Genomic DNA, 21,493 nt, shown 5'->3' on the forward strand with positions numbered 1-21,493 from the left:
TCGTTTTACACTTTGGGCATCAACCACAGAAGGAGGCTAAGCGGAGGAAATCCAGGGTCGTGCCATAGATCGATGAGAGTTTGACGATAATTCCTTGGTCTTTCGTTCTGGTTTGCTTATTGAGCTTGCATGGTTAGCTCAGAATTCCAACCTAAGGGACCAACGGATCTTCGGTCTACCATCAGTGACGACGACCGGATGTTGTATCTGATGGACGAGATAAGTCGGCGGGCCAGACGGTCATACGACCTGTCGGTTGCCGAACTTGGTCTGAACCGAACTCAGTGGAGGATTATTGGTTTGCTGTTGCAGGAACCTGACCTGACCCAAGGCGAGATAGCCAAACGGCTTGAACTTGAATCGGCAACGATCGGCCAGGCCGTTATGGCTCTTTGTAAACGTGGAGTAACCCAGAGAGAAAAAACGCCTTCAGATGGGAGGGTCTGGAAGATCAGGTTTACGGACGATATTAAGGAACTTTTACCGCAACTGAGGTTAGCTGCCGACCGATTACACGAAGTGTTGTGGATGGGTTTTAAACCCGATGAGAAAGCTATGTTAAGACGCCTGCTTGACCAATTATCTAAAAATCTAACTATAATCCCGAATGCAATCGACTGAAAAACGCCTCGCACTACTTGCGCAGAGGCCTGATTTACTGCCTTGCCGGGATGCTTGTTGCTTGATTTATCGGGAGCTATCTGGGCACCTCGAAAAGTCTCATTGGGGCGCTGACCTAATTCACTTCCGCCGTCGATCAGTGGGGTCAATGATGGTGGGTCAGCTTGGTTTCTTTGATCTGTCGGATCGATATGCGGCTCTGAGTGCGGCGGGGGATCCGCCTGAGCCATTGGCGGCGATAGTGGATTTCGAGGTGGTTCGCTGGCGGCCGGTGGCAGCGCTCCGGCGGAGCGCTCGCGGTAAGGGCGGCCGACCAACATCGCCTCCGTTCGATACGGCGGTCATCGAATAAAATCAGCGCCTCAAAGGCGAGGGTTTTTCGAAGCGTCCAACTTGCGTCGCATATGATGGTGCGGGTTCGCCATAACCGCCGTTCAGACCATTCGCACACAGGTCTCTCTGGCCAACATAGCATACTCCTCAGGAGGACGATCGCCCGTAGGGGCGATCGTCCCTCAACATCAAAACTCGAACAGCGCTTCCACGCCGACGTTCCGGCCGCGCATGAGTGGCGTGAAGGTGCCTTGGGTCGGGTTGGGGCCGAACGGACGGCGCACGCCGGTCGAGTTCGGACCGGTGAAAGGAACCTGAGTATCGCCGCCTTCCTGCACCTCATCCAGCAGGTTGCGACCATAGATCGACAGCGACAGGCCTTCGATCGGGGTTTGCCAAGTGATGTTGGCTTCGAGGTTGTTCAGTTCGTTCAGCCAACCGAGGTTGTCATCGGTGTAAGCTGCCTTGTCGCGATACTGGTAGTTCACGCGCGTCAGGATCGAACTGTTGCCGAGGTCCAGCTCGTGAATCAAACCAAGGCCGACCGTGACTGGAGGAACCCGCGGCAGGCTTAGGTCCAGATCGGCATCGTTGATAATGCCGTCGCCCGAGATGTCGAACAGCACCTCGTCATAGTTCGCGTCGACGATCCCAATGTTGGCCGTGAAGACCAGCGATTCCGACACGCGCATGCGCGCTTCGGCTTCGAACCCCTTGATCGTGGCATCGGCGGTATTAAGGATGTTTTGGACGATGCCGGCGCCCGGATCGGAGAGGTTCACTTCGCGCTGCATGTTGCCCACCTTGGTGATATAGCCGGCTACGTTGAGGGTGAACGACCCATCTTCGGTCTGGAACTTACCGCCGATCTCGTAATTATCGACCTTTTCCTCATCGAAACCAAGTAAGCCGGTTTGGTTGAAAGCCCGGTTGAACACTGCAACATCAGTGATGCGGAAGTTATAGCCGCCCGAGCGATAACCGCGGCTCCAGTGGCCGTAGATCTGGCTGTTGGCGAATTCATATTGCAGGCCGAGTTTGGGCGACAGGTTGCGGAACCGCACGCGATCTGTGAAGCCGTTGCGCTCGGTCGCAGGATCAAAGGGAGCGGTGCCAGTAGGGCAGGTGCCTTGGATGAATGAGCAGGGGGCGCGGGGCAGGAGATAAGTAACGCCTGCTTCCTTGGTTTCCTGGTTCCAGCGGATGCCCGCGATCAGCGACAAAGCGTCTGACAGCTGGTATTGCGCGTTAGCGAAAACTCCGATCACCTCGTGATCCTGCGCCCCACCGCCAAAGAACACCGGCGGCTGAAATGCAGGTGGCAAGTCGCGGCGTAGCGCCCGGGTTTCAGTGTATGCGAGATCTTGATTGAAGTAGAACCCACCGACCGTAAGTTCGAGACTGTCGAACGACATCGCATAGCGCAACTCGTTAGAGAATTGTTCTTGAGCGGTTTCGGAGGTGGAGTGGAACAGAAAACGCGGAGTTCCATCGATATCACCACGCGTCGTAGAATCATACTTGCGGTAACCGAACACATTAGTCAATGTGCCGGGGCCAATGTCAACTGTTGCGGTCAGCGAGCCGGTCCAGATCTCGTTGGCATAAGCGCCCGGTTCATCGATCGAAAAATCGAAACTGTTGCGGTCAAAAAGTGCCCGGTTCTGGCTCGAGGGACCATCGCCGTCGCTTTCGAAGTAATCGAGCTTGCCGAGTAGGGTGAGGCCGCCGAGGCGGGCTTCGAGCGCGCCGCGCAAGATCATGGTTTCTGCCGCACCATGGTTCGAATTGTCGAACAGGTTGGTGAAGTAACCTTCGTCCTTGTTGTAATAGGCGCCAACCTTGAACAACAGTACGTCTTCAACGATCGGGCCACTGATCACTCCGCTGGCGGTGTAGTTTGCGCCACCGCGGCCGCCATCGAGCGCCGGGCCATCGACTGCCGCGCGAAACTTGCCGCGGAAATCTTCGGTCGGGTTGCCGGTGTTGATCAATACTGCGCCGCCGGTGACGTTGCGCCCGAACAATACTCCCTGTGGGCCACGCAGGATTTCAACCGCATCAAGGTCGAACAGGTCGAAGACAACACCGCCGTTGATTCCCAGATACACCCCGTCCACGAACACCCCGACGGTTGGATCGATCGAAGGGATTGAGGAGTTGATCCCGAGACCACGAATTGTGAAGTTGGCAGTGCCCCGCGTGGTGCCGACATCATCCAGGCTCACGGTTGGTGCTTGGAACGAAAGGCCCGAGATAGTGCGGATCTTGTAGGCTTCGAGTGTGCCGGAATTGAACGCGGTGACTGCAATCGGAACGTCCTGCACGTTTTCGGCATCTCTGGTTTTGGTGCCTGTAACAACAATTTCGTCGATACTGTCAAGGGTGCTCGGACGCTCGTCACTTTGGGCAGTGTTATTTACATCTTGTGCAACCGCTACACCGGGGAATATTACGCTTGTTGCTAAAATCAGCCGGAACGAGCGGCCAAAGCGTTTCACAGTAATCATGACTTCCTCTCATATTATTCATTAAAAACTAAAAAGCTGCTGAATTAATCTCTACCTACCTCAGCCTGGTTTGCACCAGAAACAGGGAGACTTGGGTTAGGATTCAAAATGGCCTAGGCTAGGACGGAAATCGAGCCTATATTTAAATACAGAACTCCAATATCTTAAATCGCAAAAGCATTGTAATGCGGGTTATTATTGACGCCGCATACCCTGTTAGGATAATATTCAACGAACAGAAAACCAAAGCGCAAATATATCTATCGCTGAACCCTCATCATTCGATAACCAGATTCCTCAATGCTATACACCCGCCAAATATTATCATGATAGTGCAAAAGGTCGCGGCGTAAATAACAATGAATTAAAAGTTCGCACCGATTGAAATTCCATAACGGCGTGGATCTAGGGTATAGATATTGGTGAAATTACCAGAAGAGGCATCAGTGACATATAGACCGGTGAGAGAATTGCTGTCGAATATATTCTGAACAAATCCTCGCACAAACCACCGTTCGTCTGCACTATTCAATTGCACAATTGCATTTGCCTGAACGAACGGCTCAATTCGATTAATTCGACCGTTAAAAATATTGCCATATTGCTTCCCTGTAAGGGCGATATCAAAGCGAGGAACGAGCGTCATGCCGTTGACGAACTGGGCAGTATACTGAATTCCCACCGCTGCCTTCATTTCAGGTGCCTGCGGTAACTTATTGCCATCGATGTTCACCTCTACTCCAGGACTCAAAACACTGATCCCGCTACCAATGGGAGCCGAGCTTGAAAGGACATCACATATGCCGAAAGCGCCGCTTGACGCGATATTGCCGTCCGACGGGAATTCTTCTGGTCCGCGTAGCCCAAGTCTCGCGTTGACGCCTCGAACGAACGCATCTGCGGCTCCAGGCGCTGAGCCAGTCACGGCGCAATTGGAGCCATTGCTTATGTCTTTAATGATCACAGCGTCGGGATCGCCGCCGCCGGGATCTCGTGGGTTAGAAAAGAATTGATCGCCGTCAACCTCGGCGCTCAGATAGCTGAACGTCAGGTTAATTTGCCAGTTGGGGTCTGGACGAATGATGGATTCCACTTCTACTCCCCAGATAGTGGCATCGATCGAATCATTTACTGAAGTTCTGGCTACAATACGGCTGAGCTGTAACCCGCGGTACTTGTAGTAAAAGGCTGTTGCGTTCAGCTGCAGATTGCCATTGGCGAATACATTCTTCGATCCGATCTCGAAAGCATCGATCGTTTCTGATCCAAAGCTCTCAGGAACATTGAAAATCGGAATGAGCGGTGGGTTTATTCCACCTGATTTATAACCTCGAGAGTAAGAGGCATAAACTGTGTTGTCTGAAGATACCTCATAGTCGAGAACTGCGCGACCGGTTATTTCGTTAAAACCAACTTCTCGAAATTGAACGAGCTGATTTCCCGCTAGTCCGAGATCGGCGTCGAAAGTTGCAATAAATGGTGAGTCAAATGCATCGCCATCGTTGGAGTAGGGATTGAGAAAACTCGCGAACGTGTTGCGCGCGGTCACGTTTTTCTTGTCATCGTTGTAGCGCAGCCCTCCAGTAAACGTCAGTCTCTCAGTGATATCAAAATAAATCTCTCCGAAAATGCCGAAGCTTTCCAGGTTTGATTCAAGAGAGTTATTCCGGAACATTGAAGTTGCGAGGTAGGAGGGTGGTAATCCAGTAGAAAGCGAGCCAAAGGACCCAAGTATTGAGCTTGCATAATCGAGAGCGAAAGAGTTCACATAGTAGCTATTGTCTGTAGTTTTTGATTTAGCATAAATCCCTCCAAGTAGGAAGTTGAATGGCCCGTCAAAATCAGTGGCAAGCAGTATTTCGGCGCTCCACGATTCACGGGTCTCAGAAGACCTGTCGAATGAGAGTGGCGTGTCACTGCACACCGAGTTTCCTTCAAATGCGCCTCTGTTTCCATCATCATTGTTTGAGGTGCAGAGCGCACCCTGAGGACCGTTGGGTATTAGGCCATTGACGATTGGAGAGAAATAGCTGGACGATCCAGGAATAAAGGCAGGGGCTGGTGAAGCCAGTCCCGTCGGTAGCCCATTCGTTCCGAAGAACGACAGGGTGTTCAGTGCTGTTGCAAAACTGCTTCGATCCTGAATGCCAAGAAAGTAGTCCTGCCGCGAGTCCACTTCGGTATTTTGGTAAAGCCCAGTCGCTGTCAGCGTGATCGCGCCAATGTTCTGTTCAATGCGGGCCTGAAGTTGCAATTCATCGGCAAAGTAGAAAGGTGTGTAGGCGGTGTTGACGGTCCTTATGTCATCCGGCCCATCAAAGCTGGCGAAGGCGTCGGGGCCATACAGACTGCCGAGTCCAAGTTGGGTCGGAATGCCCTGGATTGCGAAAAATTCGGCTGACGCAAGCACACCGCCTAGGGTTGAGTTAGCATTGGTGGTCTCGAAATCGCGCCGATTGTTTAGGCAACCGAGAACGCCAAGAGGATCGCGTTGGCAAGCCTGCTTTTGATTTCGTAGCCGGGAGTCCTTCTCGCGAAAATAGTACCCCATCAGATCAATCGTGGTATCGTCGGTAGGCTCAAAGCGCAGTGATCCGCGTACAGCGTACAAATCGCGATCATCAATATCTGAACCATTGAACAGATTGGTTGTGTAACCATCTCGTTTTATATAAATTCCCGACACTCTCGCAGCAATTTTGTCCCCGATCGGGACATTGATCATCCCCCTGGCTTCGATGCTGTTGAAGTTACCATACTCTAGTTCAGCTGAAGCACCGAATTCTGACATTTCTGGCTTCGCGGTAACAATGTTCACTACTCCCGATGTCGCGTTTCTCCCAAATAGCGTTCCTTGAGGACCGCGGAGAACTTCGACACGCTCCAGATCGAAAAACTCAGTTTCAAATAGCCGAGTACCAAAAAGGGGCGATCCATTGACGTGAATGGCCGTGGCTGAATCGCATGTAACCCCCACGCAAAGATCACCAATTCCGCGAATGGTAAACGTCGATGCTGTGAAATTGCCCTTGGCAAAAGAGACATTAGGTAAGGTTAACTGAAGGTCAGCAGCATTTTCAATCTGCTGGCTATCGAGCGCCTTGGCATCAAAGGCGGATACTGCAATTGGCACCTCTTGAAGACTCTGAGCCTGGCGCTGTGCGGTTACGATAATGACATTTCTGCTGCCGTCTAGCTCTTCGGGTTCCCCGTCTTGAGCAATAGATACCTGCGGGAAAACTATTAAAGCAGCACCTGCCAGCCAAGAGGCTTTTTTGATCTTTTTCATATCCCCACCCCAGTTATTTTTTTCGGGTCGGCGCACACCGCCCCACTTAAAATTCGATATCAAAAAATGTGACAACCCAATCAACAGGGCTTTGTCTCGGGACAGGGTAGTTTTGGTGTCCTGTCCTAGCAGCAAGCAATACCCTGTCTATTGGCATGTCGTAAAGCCTTTTATTAATTTCGATTCCGCCGAACAGACCTGCGATATCGGCGGGGTTGCACTCGTTGGAAGGTTGCCGGCTCATGCCGATTTATGGCAGGGCCGTGTAACCCCTGGAGTGATGGAACGCCGTCGCCGCCGGCAGGCATAGCCCCAACTCGGAGAAGGCCTATGCGCCACGTCGGATTAGGCAGGTCGTTATCGAGAGCCGCAGCGTGAATCGTTGATCGAGACCATTACGGGGCTGGGTCGGAACTATGGCATGAGCACTACTTTGGCAGATTCCTGCGGATCATTTTTCGCCATCTTCTACGACAGTGGGGACATGTTGGCGGTGGAGGCTGGCCCAGCTGAGTTATGATTGCTTGCCTTATGGCTGGCAGGGTCGGCCGCGGCGGTGGGCTCGGGCTCCTTTTTTTTCCGACGCGCTGCCTATAGGCGGCGGGCTTGCAGGAAGGCGAACGCGATCATGCTCATGAGGGCATGTCGGTGCAGGCGATTTCATGATCGTCTGTCGAAGTGATCGAGGCCGAGCTCTTCCTTGAGTTGCTGGTGGGCCTGCTCGCATACCCACCGGGCTTTGATGGCACCGGCCAGCTTTTTGAGAGGCGTGTCGCTGGGCAGATTGCTGAGATAGTATTTACGCTCGCCGGTGGAGCGATGCTCGCCGACCAGCCAGACCTCTTCGCCGGGAAGATGCTGTTGGCCAAGGTGACCGATACGCTGCGGCGGCCCGTCAGCGACCCGCACGCGCATGGCAGCAAACCGCGCCGTGAGCTTGCCCTTTGTGCCACGCTGCCAGCTCACGGTCTGCCACTTTGCGCTCTCGAGCATCTCCTGGGCGGGGCGCGAAGGGACGTCGGGAACATGGTTCTTGCGTGGTCGCCCACGTCCAGCAACCGGGAAGACCATGGCAACATCGGCCGGATACACCTTCTGCTTGTATGGGATGCCTACCGCCCAGACCAGGCCGCGCTCCGTGAGTGCCTGTCGGAACGGACCAGACAAGCCATATCCGGCGTCGGCCAGTATCCCGCCGAAGCGTACACCAGCCTTACATACGCGGTCGATCTCGGCCAAGGCGATCTCGGGCTTGGAGCGGTAGGTGCGATACTCTCCAGGCACCTTGGCGCGATCCATCCGTGCGGCATCGCTTGTCCAGCTCTCGGGCAAGAACAGGCGCAACCCGATCATGACGGGTACTCCGCTCGATGCCAGCGTCACCGACACAAGGGTCTGGCAGTTGGCGTTCTTGCCCAATGCTGACGCATACTGGGGCGCAACCCCGACAGAGGCCGCCGCTTCTTCGGCAAAGCCGTATCATCAATGATCAGCCATGCATCGCTGCCACCAACCAGAGCATCAGCCTTTCTGGCAAGCTCCTCCTTCAGAGGCGCGCTATCCCAAAGGGCACCACCAATAAAATGATGCAACTGGTCATAGCCGATCCCCGGCGAGCGCATCGCCATCGGCTGCACGCTCTTGCGGTCTCCGGGGCCAATCAGCCCTTCAACATATGCAGGACACATTCGCCCCGCCGCCAATTGGCAAGTATTGACACAAACGGCCGAAGCCACTGCGCCAGATCATCCCGCCAAACATTCACCGTCGCTAGCCTCTACAAGCTGACGCCCTATGACCCACCAAAAACGACTCATGGGAATCCAGAAAATGCACTTCTGCCAAAGTAGCGCTAGAATGCCACGCAGCTCACCGGGACCGCATCGCCAGCCTAGTGCGCGATAACATCATGGCCTTGATGGTGACCACCGTTATCGCCGCCTTCGGCACATGGTCAATCCAATGGAAACAATCTGTAAAGGACTTTACTATCGCTGTAAAATCTAATATGATCCGGAGAGGGCATGGGAACACCCGTTGTTGTTCCCATACTCTTTCCACAAGCCTTTGGGGCGGCCGCAAGGCCGCCCTTTTTTTAACATGCCTCAGGGTCTGATTCAAATCTAAGTGGTATGATTCCATATGCTTGTGACGTGACGTGATAGCGTGGATGGCACCTGCACCGGCGCAGCAGTGTCATACTGCGGCCGTTGTTGGTCCATGTGTAGACGCCCGCCGCTCTGACCGGTTTCTCATCATTACTCAGCTACTCCTACGCCATCCTGCTACCGTGCTACGAAGGCAGCGTGGGGCGACGTTCACGCAGACGCGGCCGCGTCGACTTCTTTGCTCGACATCACCGCCAAGCGATCCGCGCTGTTATGTTGGCGAGCGCGACTATCGCGATCTTGACAGGTTTCCGCTCCAAAAGCTGCGCCATCCAAGGTCGCCGGGCGGGACATTTGCGCGACATCCGCATCACTGCGGTCGTCCGAACCACCAGCAATCTTCTCAGGTAGCCAACAACCTGTTTGGAGATCCCGCCAAGCCTTTTCTTGCCGCCGGAGCTGTTTGCTCGAGGCGTAAGACCCAGCCAAGTTGCGAACTGGCGCCCGGATCGGAACAGGGATGCGTAGAGCATCGACGCAGCTATAGCGGACGCCGTTATCGGACCAATACCCTATATCATAGCGAGCCGTCGGCTCGTCTCGCCTGAGCGATGCCATGCGATCTTCCGGGCCTCTAGACCATCGATCTCGCTCTTGAGCGCCCTCAGTTGAGCGGCAAGCCTGTGCAACGCTGACCGTGCACTAAATAGGCAGCTTATTTTTCGCTCATGCAGTGCCTTTAGCATCGTAGGACGTGGCACGGCCCTATAGATCGCCTCGGAATCTGTTGCAACGTTCTTTCCACGCTTTAGATGGGGTTTTACATAAGTGGGCGGGATCAGCCGAACCTCGTGGCCCAATGCGACCGGTTCCCGAGCCCAGTGATGCGCCGATGCGCATGCCTCCATGCCAATGAGGCCGGAAGATCGGAAGAGGCCGACTACCTCCGCGCGCCGAAGGTTGCGGCGGATCAGAACGATGCCGTCACTCGCGATCACGTGAACTTTTAAAAAGTTCTTCGCCAGATCCAATCCGACGCTAACAACCTCCGGACTTCTGCCGAGTGCGCCGTCTACCTAGAGCATTTTCATCATGACCGTTGATATCCAGCGGCCTGGAAGAAGTTGGCGCATTCAGTCGGAACGAAGCGATCGAGGAGCAGACCGATGCGCTCGACGAGGCTGTCGATACTGCGTGGCGGGTCATGCCGGATCAATGCCTTGAGCTTTGAGAAGGCCATTTCGATGGGGTTCAGATCGGGGCTGTAGGGCGGCAGATAGAAGATTTGCGCCCGCTTCTCTGCGATGGCCTCGCGAACCCCTGCAACCTTGTGGGCGGGGAGATTGTCGAGCACGACGACATCGCCGCGTTTCAGGGTGGGCGCAAGGATATGGCGGACATAGGCACAAAAGGCGGTTCCATCCATCGGGCCATCGAGCACCCAGGGTGCCGTCATGCCGGTCAGCCGCAGCCCCGCGATGAACGTCATCGTCTTCCACTGGCCGAACGGGGCGCTGTCGTGGCAACGTTCGCCCACCGGGGCCCAGCCATAGAGCCGAGCCATCTTCGTGTTGACGCCCGTCTCATCCAGAAAAACCAGGCTCTCAGGATCGATGAACGGCTGCGCTGCCCTCCACATCTTGCGCCTTGCTGCGACGTCCGGGCGATCCTGTTCGCTGGCGCGCAGGGCTTTTTTTGAAAGACAAGCCGAGACGGCGGGCGGTATTCCACATGGCACCGATGCTGAGCGTGACGCCGTGCTCCGACTGCAACCAGCTCTGCGCCTGAGCCAATGTAATGCCGGGGCGTGACCGGATGTGCGCCCCAAGCGCCTGTTCTTGCTCGGGCGACAGTTTGCGCGGTGGCCGACCTCGGACGGGATTGGCCCGTGTGTCGCCGGTCAGACGCCGACGGATCAACGCCTTGTAGATATAGGCAATGCTTACCTTGAAAACCGCAGCAGCCTCCCGAACGGCCATGCCGCCATCAACCGCGCCTATCACCCGATCCCGCAAATCCTGCGAGTAACTCTGCCCTGATCGCCAACCCATCTCCGCCACCTGCAAGACGGCTCCCCATGAATCACACAATCACCAAAAAGGGAATCCCCCGCCGATTCCGCTCATCATGAAAGTGCTCTAGGAAGGCTCCGTCCTGCGAAGACCCACCGTGCGGCGGCGCATGCCGACCGCGAAGACGACCCTGAACCCGGCATACGGTCAGCTAAGAAACTGCTTGCCAAACGGCACGCGATTAGACGACCCCATCAGTTCAAAGGGCCGGCTACGCCATCACGTTAGAGTCAAAACCGGCCCAGAGGGATCCCCTTTTTAATCAGTCAAATGACATCACGCTCCAGAAACGGATTAACCGGTCAGTCCCTACCTTGTCATCCAATTGCTTCGAAATCGTGCCTGCATTCAGCGGTCTGAGAGCACGATTCTATGCCAGCCTGACTAGGCCTACTGCTGAACGGGAGTTTTCAGTCCCCACTGACAGGCGGCTCAGCGAGGCCTCCGCCGAGCGCGACATAGAGCGAGACGCCATTCTGCAGCTCTGCCGATCGCAGGGCGAGCAATTGCTGCTGCGCGGCGAACAGGTTGCGCTCCGCGTCGAGCACCTCCAGATAGATCGATATGCCGTTCTGATAGCGCAGACGCGCCACACGGGCGAGGCGCTGTTGCGCGGTAACGGCGCGCTCCTGTGCCGCGATCTGCTGTGCGTAGCGCTGCCTGCCGACCAAGGCATCAGACACTTCGCGAAACGCTTCCTGCACGGTTCGCCGATAGGCTGCAGTGAGTTCATCAGCGGTTGCGCGGCTGATCTTGAGTTGTGCTTCCCGGCGGCCCCAGTCGAAAATCGGAAGGCCGAGCGCGCCACCGAACGACCAGTTCTGCGCATCAGTGTTGATCAGGCTACCCAAGGCAGGCGATGCAAAGCCAAGACTGCCGGTCAGGGAAATGCTTGGGAAGAAGGCTGCGCGCGCTGCGCCGATGTCAGCATTTGCTGCCCTCAGTTGCAGTTCAGCCCCAAGGACATCAGGCCGGTTGGCGAGCAATTGCGATGGCAGGCCCGCATCCAGACCACGAAACTGGCGCGGATCGGAAAGCGGCTGCCCTTCCGGCAACGAGCCAGCGATCGGCCCGCCGACCAGCACGTCAAGCAGATTGCGCGACTGATCCGTCGTCCGCTGCAGGTCCGCAAGCTCCGTTTCTGCCTGAGTCAACAGCACCGTGGCCTGATCGAGATCGACGACCGAGGTTACCCCTGCATCGGCGCGCAGCGTTGCGATCCGCAGGCCCTCCGTCCGGGCAGTCAGGGTTTGCTCTGCCAGTGCGATACGTTCTTCGCCGGACCGGATCGCCAGATAGGTGGCCGCGACCTGACTGATCAGCGACAGGCGGAATGCCCGCTCTGCCTCTATGGTCGCCAGAAACCTCGCGCGGGCTGCATCCTGCAGGTTGCGCACCCGCCCCCAGAAATCGATCTCGAATGAAGAGACTGCAACGCCGACATTGTATTGGGTGATGTCGATCGAGGTCGGCTGTTCACCGCCTCCGCCGCCGGGCAGCGTATTGCCGAAGCCCAGAGCATTGATGGGTGAGCGGGTGCGCGTTCCCGACCCTGACAGATCGACCTGCGGCAGACGATCGGCTTCGGTAATCCGGTATTGCGCCCGTGCCTGTTCAATGCGCGCGACCGACTGGGCAAGGTCCTGGTTGTTGGCCAGTGCGGCTTGGATATAGGCTTGCAGCCGGGTATCTCCGAAAAATTCCCGCCAGCCGATATCGCTGGCCAGGCGGCTGCCTTCTGATGGTTGCGCGTAAGTGGGCGATATCGGCGCTGCCGGCTGGCGAAATTCCGGTGCGAGATTGCAGGAAGCGAGCATGGTAGCGCCGAGGAAAACGATGAGTTTACGCATGCGCCGTCTCCCCTGTGCCGGGACCTTGCGAACCACGGTCGGCGGTGTCCGCTGCCCGGTCCTCAGCCATGTCCTCTGCCATATGGTCGTGCTTGCGGCTAAGCCACTTGCGCGCTGCCACATAAAAAACGGGCGTGAAAAATATGCCCAACACCGTCGCCACGATCATGCCGCCCATCACACCGGTTCCCACAGCGTTGCGACTGGCCGCGCCTGCGCCGCTGGCGATGACCAGTGGCACCATGCCCAGAATGAACGCCAGGCTTGTCATCAGGATGGGGCGCAGACGTTGGCGGGCGGCCTCTATCGTGGCCTCGACAAAGCTCTTGTCGCCGCGTTCATCGGCAATTGCGAACTCGACGATCAAGATAGCGTTCTTTGCCGCCAGACCGATGATGGTTATGAGGCCGACATTGAAATAAACGTCTGCGGAAAAACCCCGCAACGCCGTAAACAGCACCGCGCCCAGAACGCCGAATGGCACCACCAGCAGCACCGCCAGCGGGATCGGCCAGCTTTCATACAGCGCCGCGAGCAGCAGGAACACGACAACCATCGACAGGCCGAGCAGCAGGCCGATCTGGCCGCCTGCCTGCCTTTCTTCAAAGGCGATGCCCGTCCATTCATGGGCCATGTTGCCGGTCAGAACCTCATCGGCGATGCGCTCCATCTCGACCAGTGCTGCGCCGCTGGATTCGCCGGGCGCAGCTTGCCCGGAAATTGTCAGGGCGGCATAGCCGTTATACCGCTCAAGCGCCTGCGGGCCGGCTGTCCACCGTGTTGTCGTGAAGGCAGAGAAGGGAACCATCTCGCCGTCCGCATTGCGCACCCGCAGATTGCCGACATCCTCATCCGTCATCCGGTTTGCGGCATCGGATTGCAGATAGACGCGCAGTACATTGCCATCGCGGACGAAGTCGTTGGCATAGGCCGAGCCGAAGCTGATCGAGAGCGTTGCGTTGACGTCAGCAATCGAAAGACCAAGTGCGCGCGCCTGAATGCGGTCGATGTCGACATACAGTTGCGGGCCATCGCCTTGTCCTTCAGGCCGGACGCCCATGAGCAACGAGCTTTTTGCTGCCCGCGCCAGAATTTCGTCGCGCGCTGCAATCAGGGCCGCCCTGTCACCTGAACGGTGCTCCAGCTTCATCGAAAAACCGCTGGCGTTGCCCAGAGACTGGATCGGCGGCGGGTTGAGCGCGAAAATGGTTGCTTCGGGAATGTCCTGGGCAAATCCGCTGATCTTGTTGACCAGGGTTTCAGAGCTGTTTTCGGCACCGGCGCGGTCTTCCCACGGCGTCAGGTTGACGAAGGAAAGGCCCGCAGTCTGGCCCTGACCGAAGAAGTTGAAGCCACGGATCGACACGACGTCCTTGACCTGTGGTTGCTGGCGCAGAAACGTCTCTGTCTTGTCGATCGCAGCGCCCGTCGTCTGCAGCGTACTGCCGGGGGCGGCGTCATAGTTCACGAACACATAACCTTGGTCTTCAGACGGCAGAAATCCGCCGGGCAATCGTGTAAACAGCAATGCGGTGACCACGCAGACAACCGCAAACACCGCCAGCCAGCGTAACGGGCGGCCCACCATTTTGCTGACACCACCGGCATAGCTTTGCGTCGTGCGGCTGAACCGGTCGTTGAACCAGTTGAAGAACCGCTGCGGATATCCGCGAACGCCCGGTTGCGGTTCCGGCGCGTGACCTGCCGTGTTCGGATCGTGAGGCTTGAGCAAGGTGGCGCACAGCGCCGGGGTCAGCGTCAGGGCCAGCACGGCCGAAAAGAAGATCGAAACCGCCAGCGTAACCGAAAACTGGCGATAGATACCGCCGGTCGATCCCGGGAAGAACGCCATCGGCACGAACACTGCGACCAGCACCAGCGTGATGCCGATAATCGCGCCGGTGATCTGGCCCATCGCCTTGACCGTGGCACGGCGCGGGTTGAGCCCTTCTTCTGCCATGATGCGCTCGACATTTTCCACCACGACAATCGCGTCATCGACGAGAATGCCGATCGCCACCACCATCCCGAACAACGACAGGGTGTTGATCGAAAAACCGAACAGCCACAGCCCCAGACACGCACCCAACAGCGCGATCGGCACGACCAGGGCCGGGATGAGCGTGGCACGCCAGTTCTGCAGGAAAAGGAACATCACCAGAAACACCAGCACCATCGCCTCGATGAGGGTCATGATCACACTCTCGATTGAAGCGTTGATGAACGGGGTCGTATCGAAGGGAACCTGCCAGACGATGTCGGGCGGGAACGATCGCTCCAGATCGCCGAGCCTTTCGCGCACAGCCTCAGCAGTCGCGACCGCATTTGCACCGTTGCCCAGCTGTATCGCCATGCCGGCAATCTGTTTGCCGTTCAGCGTGGCATTGAACTGGTAACTGTCCGCGCCCAGTTCCACGCGCGCAACATCGCCCAGCCGCACTGTCGATCCGTCGGGATTGGATCGCAGGATGATCTCGCGAAACTGCTCTGCGCTGGAAAACCGGTTCTGCGTCACGATCTTGGCGCTGAATGCAGCACCTGCCGCCAGCGGCTGATCGCCAAGCGAACCGCCTGCCGTCTGGCTGTTCTGCTCCTGCACTGCGGCCAAAGCCTCGCTGGAAGACAGGCTGTAGCCCGCCAGCTTGGCAGGATCGAGCCAGATGCGCATCGCATATTGCGAGCCGAACAGCTGCACATCTCCAACGCCCTCGATCCGCCGCAGCTCCTCGACGATGTTGTTGGAAGCATAATCGCCAAGTTCCAGCGGCGTGGTTTCACCGGATTTGGACGTTAGCGCCACCAGCATCAGAAAACCGGCGGATCCTTCCTGGATCTGTACACCCTGGCGCCGCACTTCTTCGGGCAGGCGCGGTTCGACCCGGCTGAGGCGATCCTGCACCTGGGTGCGGGCAACGTCCATATCGGTGCCGCTCTCAAACGTTACCGTGATCGCAGCTGTGCCGCTCGAACGGCTGGTCGAGGACATATAAAGGAAGTTGTCGACGCCGTTCATTTCCTTTTCGATGACCGCGGTAACCGTGCGATCCATCGTTTCAGCGTCGGCTCCCGGATAGCTGACATTCAGCGACAATGCCGGCGGAGCTACCGCCGGATACTGTTCGATCGGCAGGTTCGTCAGGCCGATGATGCCGGCCAGCGCAACGAACGCAGCGATGACCCATGCAAAGACGGGGTGGTAGACAAAAAAGCGGTTCATGCTGCCTGCCCCCTCAACGCTTTGGGGCAGACTGCGCAGGCGCAGCGGCCGCGCGGCCGTTCCTGGCGGGCCGAACGCGGACCTTTTGGCCGGGCTGGGCCTTTTGCCAGCCCGTCACGATGACACGCTCGCCAGGTTTCAGGCCAGAGCGAATAACCCATTTGCCATCGACCAGTCCGCCCAGCACCACGGGCCGCCGCCGGGCGGTGCCATCGCTGGCGATGATGGTTACGGATGCTTCCTCACTGGCGATTTGAACAGCCGCTTGGGGGACGGCAATGCCGTCAGTGGTCGTGCCAGCAAAAATGCGGCCGCGCACAAAGGTGCCGGGCAGCAGGATCCGTTCGATATTGGGAAAATCTGCGCGCAGCACCTGGCTGCCCGTCGACGGATCAACCGTGAGGTCGGCAAAGTTCAGGTGCCCCACCGGACCATATTCTGCGCCGTTTTCAAGGATCAGCCGAACTTCGACACGCGACAGATCGGGTAGCACGATCTCCCCGCTGCGCGCACGCTGGGCGATATCCTGAACGCGGGCGCTGGATTGGGTGAATACCGCATAGACCGGGTTCAGTTGCTCGACCGTGGTCAGAAGCGTGGCTTCGGTCGCACTGACGAGCGCGCCCTCTGTCACCTGCGCCCGGCCGATGCGCCCGGCAATCGGCGCGCGCACGGTCGTGTAACTCAGTTCCAGCTGCGAACGCGACAGCGTTGCGCGGGCATCGGCAACCGACGCTTCAGCCTGTGCGAGGTCTGACTGGGCCTGATCGTACTCCTGCGCGCTGACGGCACGTTCGGAAACGAGTGGCTGGTAGCGCTCGACGATCTGGGCGGCATTGCGCCTCGCTGCCAACGCGCGTTGCAGTGCGGCGCGGCCCTGCTGCACCTGCGCTTCAAGATCGCGTGGATCAATTCGGAACAAGGGTGCGCCTTCGCGCACGTCGGTCCCTTCGGTGTAGAGCCGCCGCTCTATGATGCCGTTGGTGCGCGCCCGGACTTCGGCCCTGCGCACGGCTTCGATACGGCCTGGCAGCTCGATGATGTTGGGCACCGGCTCGGCGGCTAGTGTGATCGCAGTGACCGCGACGGGTGGGGGCGCAGGCGGCGTCTGCTGCTCTGTACTGCACGCGGCTGTCACCATGAGCGCAGCGGCGAGTGCGGCAGAAGGTGCACAACGCGCGCCAAGGGGGTGAGTGCGGAAAAACTGGAACAAGGAGCGAGCCTCCACTGGCGCGATTATCGATACTGGAGAGTTCCTTTACAGACTCGATTTCAAAACGCAACTGGCGGGTTTATTTTTTTGTCGCGCGTGCTAAACAGCCTGCGGAGAGATGCAGAAAACGCGAACCGACGACGACCGGCGCCCAGGCCGCCCCACCCGTGAGCAGGCAGCCGCGATCGCTGATGCGGTGCTGGCCGGTGCTTATGAGGTGTTTGTCGCGCAAGGCTATGGCGCCGCCGGAATGGACGAGATCGCCGCGCACGTCGGAGTTTCGAAGCTTACGATCTACCGCCGCTTCCCCAGCAAGGAGGCATTGCTGGTTGCGGTGGTCAACTACCGCATCGCCAGAATGGTCAGCGAAATCGATGCCAGCGCATCTGGCTTTGAATGTTCCATCGATGCGTTGCGCCACACCATCAAGACACTGTTCGATGGCTCAATAACACCTGATCTGGTTCGCTTCAGCACTCTGCTTCTGTGCGAATCTGCGCACAATGAAAGTCTGCGCGCGCGCTTTAACGAGTGGCAGCACTTAGCCCGGGCACCTGTGTGTGACCAGATTGTTGTGGCACAGGAAAGCGGTCGGATCATCGATGCCGACCCTCGATTGCTGTGCGACATGCTGTGCGATCTGATGGATGGCCTGCCCAAATCGCTGCGGCAGGGAACTGTGAACCCAGCCGAAATCGACCCGGAAGTGTTTTTTCAGGAGCGATGGAATTTCTTCCTTCGCGCCGTCCGCCCGTGAGTGGTTGCAGAACCATGCCGAGTCGTTCTTTGCGTAGAACCTGGCGTGGACGGCTCCCGCACCGTTAGCTTTGATGTTTGGCGGGATGATCTGGCGCAGTGGCTTCGGCCGTTTGTGGCAATGCTGGGCGATCGGCGGCGGGCGCAGATGTGCCCTACATATTTTGAAGGGCTGATTGGCCCCGGAGACCGCAAGAGCGTGCAGCCGATGGCGATGCGCTCGCCGGGGATCGGCTACGGTGCCGATCCCGACATGCACGCCTTGCCCCGCAAGACCCGATTGGATCTCGGCAAGCGTGATATAACGATCCTCATCGAGCATCGCAATGATCAGATCGGCATGGGTGCCGGTCTTCGAGGAACGCTGATCGCCAACGGGCTTGCCAGCAATGGCGCGGCCATGTTCGCGTGACATCTGCCGCCAACGGACCGCTGTGGCGACCCCAACCCCAAAACGAGCGGCCGCGGCTCGGCAACTCATCCCGGCTTCCGTCGCCGCAACAAACCGTTTCCGTAAATCCTGCGATAGTGCTCTGGCGATCTTTGCTGGCCTCCTGCCCAGCACGCACGATGAATCAGAATTTCCCCGCCGATGGAATCCCTCGCGATTCACGCGCTGTGCAAAACGCTCTAGCCGCGCGACGCTCTATCGCTACGTCGGACCGAACGGCCAGTTGCGCGATCATGCAAAGCAGGTCCTCAAAGTCGCGTCGTCCGGCAGTCCGAATGCTCTCAGTGCTTGACCTCAATTCGTATGTCGCGTTCGGTAATTTTGCGGGGATGGTCCCTATGCTGTCGGTCGCAGGGACGTCGCGGTTGAGGAGGCGCTCGCATCCAGCGGCGTTTGCTGACACGCGAGGCGTTCGTCTCGCATTACGCCCCCCCCGACCGACGAACAAGTGATCGCCCCTCACTTCACCCTCAGTTGTGAAGACCTTAATCTTGTCGGCGAACGCCGAGCCGGCTCCACGATGCACACGCTGCTCTCTTGCAGAGAGACATCGATTCCGGCAAGATACTCGGTGGCTGTTCCTCTCATGATTTTTGGGGCCGATCACTTGAGCCCCGTTTCCAGCGCCATCATTCTGAGGGACAGCCACCCGAATTAGATACTCTTGAAACGCTGGCGCATTACGGTATCCAGCTAAAACTTCACGTGCGCTTCGAGAGACCAGCCCAAAGAAAATTGGCAATCGCTACAAAAAACAGGATGACCCCTGCGACCGCATGATCCTCCACGAGGATAGCGCCCGCGATCAATGAACCGGCGGTAAGAACGTGCGGATCAGCCGTCGAATTCCTCTTTATCCGCGAAGATGACGGGGAAGTTTGGATCTGTATTGGCACAGCGCCTGACCGCGCGATATTCTCTGCCAGGGTGATTAGCTCAGGAGACGCGGTCGCGAGCCGTCCAAGGCTGGCCACGAAACGTCGCCCGCGTTTTTTGAGGTCAGCGGGGCTCAGTCGTTCGCGCATCAACTCCCGGGCAATCGGCATGGTCCTGGCTGCTATGTTAAATTCCGGGTCGAGGCTGCGCACGAAGCCCTCGGCGGTAAGGAGCGTTCGTAGCAGGAGAGCGAGATCCGACGGCAGCGTGAGCCGGTATTCGCGCAGAAGCGAGAAGACGCGGGAGAAGATCACCGACAACTCGATCTGCTGAAGGACGGCGCCGCGAAACTCGCCGATCAGCGATTCCAGGTCTCGCTGCAGGGCTTGCGCGTCCACCGAATAGTCCCCCGACCAGCGCATCAGCACGTCGGCAACGGCGTGGGGATCGTCGCCCGCGATCGCCAGTACGAGTGTCACCAGTTCCGATCGGCGCGCTGGGGTCAGGATTCCGACCGCACCAAAATCGATGAACGCAATCGCGCCATCGGTCAGGACGAACACATTGCCGGGATGTGGATCGGCATGGAAGCGGCCGTTGAAGATGATCATGCGAAGAACGGCGTCGGCATATGTTCCGGCGATTGCCTTCGCGGTCGGAAGATCCACACCTGACGCAGTGGTGCCACGGACAGACACGCCGACAAGCCGCTCCTGCACGTTCGCGCGCCGTCCGATATGGTCCCAGAAAAACCTGGGCGTCCGGACGCCCAAGGTTACGAGGTACGCGCCTATGCTCTCGCAGGCCGCTGCTTCGGCGCTCAGGTCCATCTCCTGCGACAAGCCTTCGGCGAAAGAGCGCAGCAACTCGTCGAGTTTGAGCCGCCTCAGCTCGGGCGAGCGTCGCTCCCCCAACCGCGCAACCCTTCGCAGTAGCCGAAGGTCGGCATCCACCCGGGCGGCGATGCCGGGGCGCCGCACCTTGACCACGACCTCCGTCCCGTCGTGGAGCGCGGCGGCATGGACCTGAGCAATCGAGGCCGCGGCGATGGGATCACGGTCGAACCGGGCAAACACCTCCTCAAGTGGTGCGCCAAGCGCCGCCACAAGATCGTCTTCGATCTGCTCGAAGGGCAGCGGCAGCACCTGGTCCTGAAGCGTCGAAAGCGCTGCCACCCATTCTGGCCCGAGGAGGTCTTCGCGGGTGGCCAGAACCTGACCGAGCTTGACGGCTACCGGTCCGAGATCGCGCAGCATCGCGACCACGCGTTCTGGGGCATCCGCTTCGACGGGTAGCGCGGAGCGGCCTGGTATCAGGCCTATGCGGGAAGCGAGATCGCTCAGGCCATGACGTGCGAAGATCCTTGCCAGCTCGGCAAACCGCGCACGCTCGCCGAGCGATACATCCTCCTCGGCTTCGCTCAAGACGATCGTCCATTGCCTGAGGCTTGAGCCCGGCAGCCAGCGATGAACAACTCGATGCTGCGCCGGACGCGCTCCCGTGCGGCCGCGTCGTAGGCGGCGGGGGCGAGCCCGAGCGCGGAGCGACGCATCGGAGCCACGACCACGAGGGTGACGAACTGCTCGGCGGCGAACACCGGGTCCGACAGCGTGAGTTCGCCCTTGGCGTTGGCGTGCGCGAGGATGCTCGCGACCCATTTCGCGGCGCGCTGGAAGCCGAATTCGTGGATGTTCGCCGCGAGCGCGGGGAAGCGCACGGCCTGTGCGATGACGACGCGCTCCATAGACGCGACACGCGTGGTCAGCAGCCATTCCAGCAGGACGTCGGCGATCTCCTGAAGTCTTGCTGCGATGTCGAGCTTGTCATCTACGGTCGGTTCGAGCGCCCGCAGTTGGGTGCCGATTTCATCGAGAATCACGGCCTCGAACACGCGAGCCTTGCTGCCGAACCTGGCGTAGAGTGTGCGCTTCGAAATCCTAGCGCGCTCGGCAATCATGTCGGCACTTGCTCCATCGAACCCGTGCTCGAAAAAGACCTCGCGCGCGCTTTTCAGGATGTGGCCGGTCAATCGGATCGCATCTGCGGCGGTCGGGCGCCCGATCTTCCTTCCGCGCTTCGGTTTCTCCTGATCCAATTTGGTCAACTTGACCTCCGTTTCTCGCACTGGGAACGCGAGGTTCTCCTGACACTAGACGAGAGCACTAGACAAGGCCACGCCCTTGCGATGATGCTGCGT

At 58.2% G+C, this 21,493-nt stretch carries 11 protein-coding genes and 3 pseudogenes; 4 read left to right on the top strand and 10 right to left on the bottom strand.

Annotated elements, in window-relative coordinates:
- Positions 1–210 precede the first annotated feature (210 nt).
- Together BSY18_RS19920 and BSY18_RS21505 are read left to right on the top strand one after the other, a co-directional pair.
- The gene (locus BSY18_RS19920; protein ID WP_171900312.1) at positions 211–621 is read left to right on the top strand and encodes a MarR family winged helix-turn-helix transcriptional regulator; all 411 of its coding nucleotides are present in this window, start codon (positions 211–213) and stop codon (positions 619–621) included.
- A 151-nt stretch (positions 622–772) separates the two neighbouring features.
- A pseudogene (locus tag BSY18_RS21505) lies at positions 773–967 on the top strand (IS5/IS1182 family transposase); the annotation flags it as partial.
- A gap of 175 nt (positions 968–1,142) precedes the next feature.
- Here BSY18_RS21505 and BSY18_RS19925 read toward each other — a convergent pair.
- The 8 genes and pseudogenes from BSY18_RS19925 to BSY18_RS19955 form a co-directional block, all read right to left on the bottom strand.
- Positions 1,143–3,464: a TonB-dependent receptor gene (locus BSY18_RS19925; RefSeq protein WP_069052134.1), complete on the bottom strand. Its 2,322-nt coding sequence runs from the start codon at positions 3,462–3,464 to the stop codon at positions 1,143–1,145.
- Positions 3,465–3,828: 364 nt separating this feature from the next.
- The gene (locus BSY18_RS20800; RefSeq protein ID WP_083231712.1) at positions 3,829–6,753 is read right to left on the bottom strand and encodes a TonB-dependent receptor; all 2,925 of its coding nucleotides are present in this window, start codon (positions 6,751–6,753) and stop codon (positions 3,829–3,831) included.
- Between the two features lie 468 nt (positions 6,754–7,221).
- Positions 7,222–8,518: pseudogene (locus tag BSY18_RS19930) on the bottom strand (IS701 family transposase).
- Between the two features lie 591 nt (positions 8,519–9,109).
- Positions 9,110–9,892, bottom strand: a pseudogene (locus tag BSY18_RS20805) (IS110 family transposase).
- Positions 9,893–9,951: 59 nt separating this feature from the next.
- A protein-coding gene (locus BSY18_RS20810; protein WP_150126428.1) for an IS630 family transposase occupies positions 9,952–10,912 on the bottom strand; the annotation gives its coding sequence in 2 pieces (ribosomal slippage) (positions 9,952–10,543 and positions 10,542–10,912; 963 coding nt in all).
- A 431-nt stretch (positions 10,913–11,343) separates the two neighbouring features.
- Complete coding sequence (locus BSY18_RS19945) at positions 11,344–12,819, bottom strand: efflux transporter outer membrane subunit (protein WP_335617690.1); 1,476 nt, start codon at positions 12,817–12,819, stop codon at positions 11,344–11,346.
- Positions 12,776–16,000 carry an efflux RND transporter permease subunit gene (locus BSY18_RS19950; RefSeq protein ID WP_069052137.1) on the bottom strand — a complete coding sequence of 1,075 codons (3,225 nt, stop codon included), beginning with the start codon at positions 15,998–16,000 and terminating at the stop codon, positions 12,776–12,778. Before BSY18_RS19950 ends, BSY18_RS19945 begins: the two co-directional genes overlap by 44 nt.
- Positions 16,001–16,013: 13 nt before the next feature.
- On the bottom strand, positions 16,014–17,141 hold the full coding sequence (locus tag BSY18_RS19955) for an efflux RND transporter periplasmic adaptor subunit (RefSeq protein ID WP_069052138.1): 1,128 nt from the start codon (positions 17,139–17,141) through the stop codon (positions 16,014–16,016).
- Positions 17,142–17,331: 190 nt separating this feature from the next.
- Between BSY18_RS19955 and BSY18_RS19960 the strand changes: the two genes are divergently transcribed.
- Together BSY18_RS19960 and BSY18_RS19965 are read left to right on the top strand one after the other, a co-directional pair.
- Positions 17,332–17,970, top strand: coding sequence for a TetR/AcrR family transcriptional regulator (locus BSY18_RS19960; protein WP_069052139.1), 639 nt, complete (start codon positions 17,332–17,334; stop codon positions 17,968–17,970).
- A 45-nt stretch (positions 17,971–18,015) separates the two neighbouring features.
- Complete coding sequence (locus tag BSY18_RS19965) at positions 18,016–18,381, top strand: transposase (protein ID WP_150126415.1); 366 nt, start codon at positions 18,016–18,018, stop codon at positions 18,379–18,381.
- Between the two features lie 740 nt (positions 18,382–19,121).
- On the opposite strand, the gene BSY18_RS19970 is transcribed toward BSY18_RS19965, so the two are convergent.
- Positions 19,122–20,720: an ABC1 kinase family protein gene (locus BSY18_RS19970; RefSeq protein ID WP_069052141.1), complete on the bottom strand. Its 1,599-nt coding sequence runs from the start codon at positions 20,718–20,720 to the stop codon at positions 19,122–19,124.
- Entirely contained in the window at positions 20,717–21,400 is a 684-nt protein-coding gene (locus tag BSY18_RS19975) for a TetR/AcrR family transcriptional regulator (RefSeq protein ID WP_054135828.1), read from the bottom strand. The genes BSY18_RS19970 and BSY18_RS19975 overlap by 4 nt, the downstream gene beginning before the upstream one ends.
- Between the last annotated feature and the right edge of the window lie 93 nt (positions 21,401–21,493).

The organism is Blastomonas sp. RAC04, assembly GCF_001713435.1.
Classification (GTDB): Bacteria; Pseudomonadota; Alphaproteobacteria; order Sphingomonadales; family Sphingomonadaceae; genus Blastomonas; species Blastomonas fulva.